Below are 4473 nucleotides of genomic sequence, written 5' to 3'. Positions count from 1 at the left end.
CCTCAATCCTGGTCTTACACTTATTCCATTGTCAAGTTTAATCTCGGCAGAAATAAACGCGGCATAATCATTAATTACAGGCGCACCGTTAATCCTTTGCCCGCTAGCAGCATCTCTATTGTATTCGATACCAGGCTGAAATGAAACTGATTTATTTAAGGTGTAAATTGCAGTTGACCTAAAAATAGCTGAGTTGAATTTTGCTATATCTTGTTCACCCTTATCGTCACTTAATCGTTCTGTGTTGTTTGTAAAATTATGGATAACGGTGTGGGTTGATCGTTGTAGATCGGTATATCCGCCTATAGCTGTAATCTGTAATTTATTATTTACCCTCCATTCAGACTGCAATTGTTGCGCATAACGTTTGGTGGTATAGGTAGACAGCTTCCCTTCGAAACTCGATGGGTTTATTCCAAATCGCGAATCGATATCTTCGTTTAGCCCATCTAAGCGATACCATATACTAAAGTTTTGATTTCTATAGCCAATTTTCGTATTACCAAGCCATTGCTCCTTAGGTTTCCATTGATTTTTATAGCTATTAAATTCTTCTAAAAATGCTGTTTTCGGAGCCATATTCCAGCCACCAAAATCGTTATGCGATGCACCGAGCAAAACACTCCAGCCTTTTTGTTGCCAGCTAATACTTAAATTCTGATTATGCTGGCCTGCACCATTGAGTAGGTTATATTCTTTCCCAGCGCTTTCTTCCTGTACACGCGCATTAACGCTTAACAATTGCTTTCCGGGATTTTTGGTTATAATATTAATTACTCCGGCCAGCGCATCGGTGCCATACACAACAGACATCGGACCTTCTACAATTTCTATCCTCTCAATGGTGTTAATGTCGATTTGGTTTAAACTTTCGCGGGCATCAGATCGGTCTACCATTGGTACACCATCCAATAAAATTTTAATATTTCGGCCAGTCATCCCCATTAAAGAAACATCGGTTGTACCTAAAGTTAAATCGTTGCTAAAACGGAAACCGAGTTCGGTATTTAAAATCTGCTGCACATTGGTGGCAGCCCTTAGCTTAATCCGATCTGCACTTATTGTTTTTACATTGTATACCGAGTTCCTCAAGGTTTGCGGGCCATATTGCCCTGTAACCACCACATCCTTTAAATCATTTGCCTTTGTAGTATCAACTTTAATTTCTTGAGCCACAGTAACAAATCCACAAAGCGATAAGGCAATTGATAAATATATCTTCATTTATTTAGACTAATTATAAATAATTGCGCAAATTTGTAGATAATCAGAAAAAACAGATAACGCTAAACGGATAATTAATACCGCCAAACGGATTAAATAAATACGAAATCATCATGATTTTCAAATCACACATTGGGATGAATAAAATCATGAGCGCTTCAAGACCTTTAAAAAAACCGAGCTTTTGCGCGCTCATTAACTAAGCGAAGCGTTCTCTTGAACACCATTGAGAAAATAAATGCAAGTGAAAAATGCCATTGAAAACAATGAGCAATAAATTAATAATTTATACAGATGACAATTAAACTCTCAAGCTATCCTAAAGGAAATATCATTTATGAGAATGCCTATCCTAATAATTTTGAAAGCATAACCGACATAGATGAGGCTGTTGTAACATTAGATGAGAACGATGTAAAGTACCAAATAAAAGAAATGTGGTTTAGGGGAATCCACATTGGCATTATGGAGATCCATCCGAATCAGGAAGAGAATTTTTGCTTTGAATCTTCTCCGCAACATATTGGCTTTTTATTTTGTCTGAGCGGTGCAATCAACTATTATTATAATCATCAGCACGATAATTTATTATCATTGGCTAAAAACGAGCAGGATTTTAATGCAGGTGGCGTTAATTCGATCAAATTTAATATCACAGAGAAAACCAGATGCCTTTATATACAGTTCACAGAAGATTATTTTGAGCAGGTAACAGGAGGAGAACTTGGTCACGATATTAAAACCGGAATCCAAAAGTTGATCAGTCCGGAAATCGGGTTGATACTGCAGCAGATTATTTATCCTAAACACGAGGGTAGGGTAAAACGTCTATTCCTTGAAGCTAGGATCTTTGAATTGATTATTGCTTATTTTAATCAAAAACAAGAGAAACAAACATACGTTTTAAAAAAGGAGGATATAGAAAAGATTCTGTTGGCCAAACAATTGGTAGAGCATGATTTGCAAAGGCCTAATTCATTAATGGAACTTTCGCGTAAGGCTGGGATTAATGACTATAAACTTAAAAGAGGATTTAAAGAACTTACCGGCTATACAGTGTTTGGCTATTTATATAAAATCAGGATGGAAAAGGCGCACTATTTTCTATCCAAGGAAAAGAAAACGGTGAATGAAGTTGCCTTCCTTGTAGGTTATAAAAATGCACAACATTTTATCACTGCTTTTAAAAAACAGTTTAATGTTTTACCTGGAAGTTTAAACAAAAACTAGAAATTTAGCGCAAACGTTTGTTTATTCTTTTACCTCGTTTACAATCAAATCAGACTCTACAATGGTGTTGTAGTAGGCTTGGTTCTCAGAATTAGGGCTATGAATAAGATCTAACAAAATATTAGCTGCTTTTTGTCCTTGTAAATAGGGGTATTGTTCAACTGAAGCTACCGGCGAATTATCCAAATAGCTGATAATGGGCAGATTTGCATAACTCACTACGTCAAAATCATTAATTACATTCAGCTTTTTAAAATACTTAATCAGGAAAAGTGCTACATAATCGTTAAAGGCCACAATTGCTGTAGGTTTACGCTTATGATTTAAAAATTGATTGGCAGCATCGATAGTACCTTCCTCAGTTAAATCACAGTTTACCACTAAAGATGGATCAAATTTTAAGCGGTTAAAAGTAATCGCCTGCATATAGCCATCTTTACGTTCCTCACTTGCGTACAATGTACTTGGCCCATTAATCATCCCAATACTTCTATGTCCTTTTTTCAAAAGATAGTTCACCGCTTTAATTGTTGCACTTTCTAAGCTACACGCTACATAATGCACGTTTTTAAAAGGAGGTATCCGGTCAAAAAATACGACAGGTATATTGAATGAATTGAGCTTCTCGAAATGATCAAACTTTGAAGTGTCTTTACTGATGGATACCAATAAACCATCTACCCGTTGATTTTTCATTTTTTCAACGAGCTTTACTTCCTGATCGTAATTATCGTGCGACTGCGCAAAAATAACTGTATAGTTTTTCTTAATGGCTTCATCTTCAATTGCAGAAATAGCAATAGAGAAAAAGTGTTCGGATAGCTCAGGTAAAATTACGCCAATAGTATATGTTTTCCCTTTTTGAAAAAGAATTGCCGCATTATTAGGCTCATAGTTTAGAGATTTCGCCAACTGCTTAATTTTCTCCCTGGTTACTGCTCCAATGCTCGGATGATCGTGCAATCCCCTGGAAACACTGGATGGAGAAATGTTTAAGATTCTGGCTATCTCTTTGATGGTTGTTGGTTTCGACTGCATTCTGAGTGCTAAACTACATTAAATTTCTTCAATATGTAATAATACAAAATTAATCAAACGTTTGCGTTGTTTTTTTTTCTCATTTCTTTCCTCTGCTATATAAATATCAATACTTTCGGAAAAGCTAAAAGCTATACGTTCTAAAAAATAATAATAGAAAAATTATAAATAGAATGCAATTTTAGCCCTTTAAAAAAAGAAATTGATATACAATCATAAATTACACCCCAATGATTAACAATAGTACCCCTCAATTTGGAGGGGTATTTAAACAAAAAAGACGAGAAGTGTTCGTACCACTCCTCGCCAAATCGGATTATTTTCCTGCAAGCAGGCACAAAAGTTATCTAAGCTATATGTTTAACCCTTATTCAAAGGTATAAAATTTATGCTTGTTATAAATAAAGTAGTGCCTTATTCTAATTATTTTAAAGCTTTTACAGCAATACTTCAATAAGTTGAGGTATTGCTATTTAAACGCTTAAGAAGTAATCCATACGTCATATAACTCACTCAGGCTTCTTTTTTAAAATCATATTCCTACTTTGGTTTTATTAATTTTAAAAAATGATAGCTGTATACATTTTACTTTTTAYCTTAATCGCGTTCTTCATTATAACGAACCTTCCTGTTTTTGGCCGTTTACCCAAGGGATTACGATTGGAAAAAATCCACCATTTGGCTAACTATCGTGATGGTGCATTGCAAAATCAGTCGATAACATTAATGCAGCCTGAAGGTGTTAGTTTTTTTAAAGTTTTAAATGCATTTCTTTTCGAAAAACATCCTAATAAGGCTCCAGATAAAGCACTTCATTTTATTTCACCTAACCTAAATGGAAGCCCTAAAAGCGGCGCTCCTGAAATTATATGGTTTGGACATTCATCATACCTCATCAAAGTAGAGGGCTTAAGAATTCTGGTTGATCCTGTTTTTAGCAAAACCCCATCTCCGTTTTCATTTATTGGGAGTAAGGCTTTT

At 35.2% G+C, this 4473-nt stretch carries 4 protein-coding genes; 2 read left to right on the top strand and 2 right to left on the bottom strand.

All coding sequences use genetic code 11. The features are described 5' to 3' along the window. Positions 1-1224, bottom strand: a 1224-nt coding sequence (locus AC1DPQ_RS18930) for a TonB-dependent receptor plug domain-containing protein (protein WP_477610534.1), incomplete at its 3' end; no start/stop codon positions are given. Between the two features lie 294 nt (positions 1225-1518). Between AC1DPQ_RS18930 and AC1DPQ_RS18925 the strand changes: the two genes are divergently transcribed. Continuing rightward, positions 1519-2454, top strand: coding sequence for a helix-turn-helix transcriptional regulator (locus AC1DPQ_RS18925; RefSeq protein WP_477610533.1), 936 nt, complete (start codon positions 1519-1521; stop codon positions 2452-2454). 21 nt (positions 2455-2475) lie between these two features. Here the strand turns inward: AC1DPQ_RS18925 and AC1DPQ_RS18920 are convergent, their stop codons facing one another. Then, positions 2476-3492 carry a LacI family DNA-binding transcriptional regulator gene (locus tag AC1DPQ_RS18920; RefSeq protein ID WP_215128868.1) on the bottom strand — a complete coding sequence of 339 codons (1017 nt, stop codon included), beginning with the start codon at positions 3490-3492 and terminating at the stop codon, positions 2476-2478. A gap of 660 nt (positions 3493-4152) precedes the next feature. Here AC1DPQ_RS18920 and AC1DPQ_RS18915 point away from each other — a divergent pair. Continuing rightward, positions 4153-4473: MBL fold metallo-hydrolase (locus AC1DPQ_RS18915; RefSeq protein ID WP_477610532.1), on the top strand; the 321-nt coding region annotated here is incomplete at its 3' end.

Source organism: Pedobacter sp. 01T416_2, from assembly GCF_056398925.1.
The sequence above is the reverse complement of the archived record's forward strand: the minus strand, read 5'-3'. Positions and strand labels throughout refer to the sequence as shown.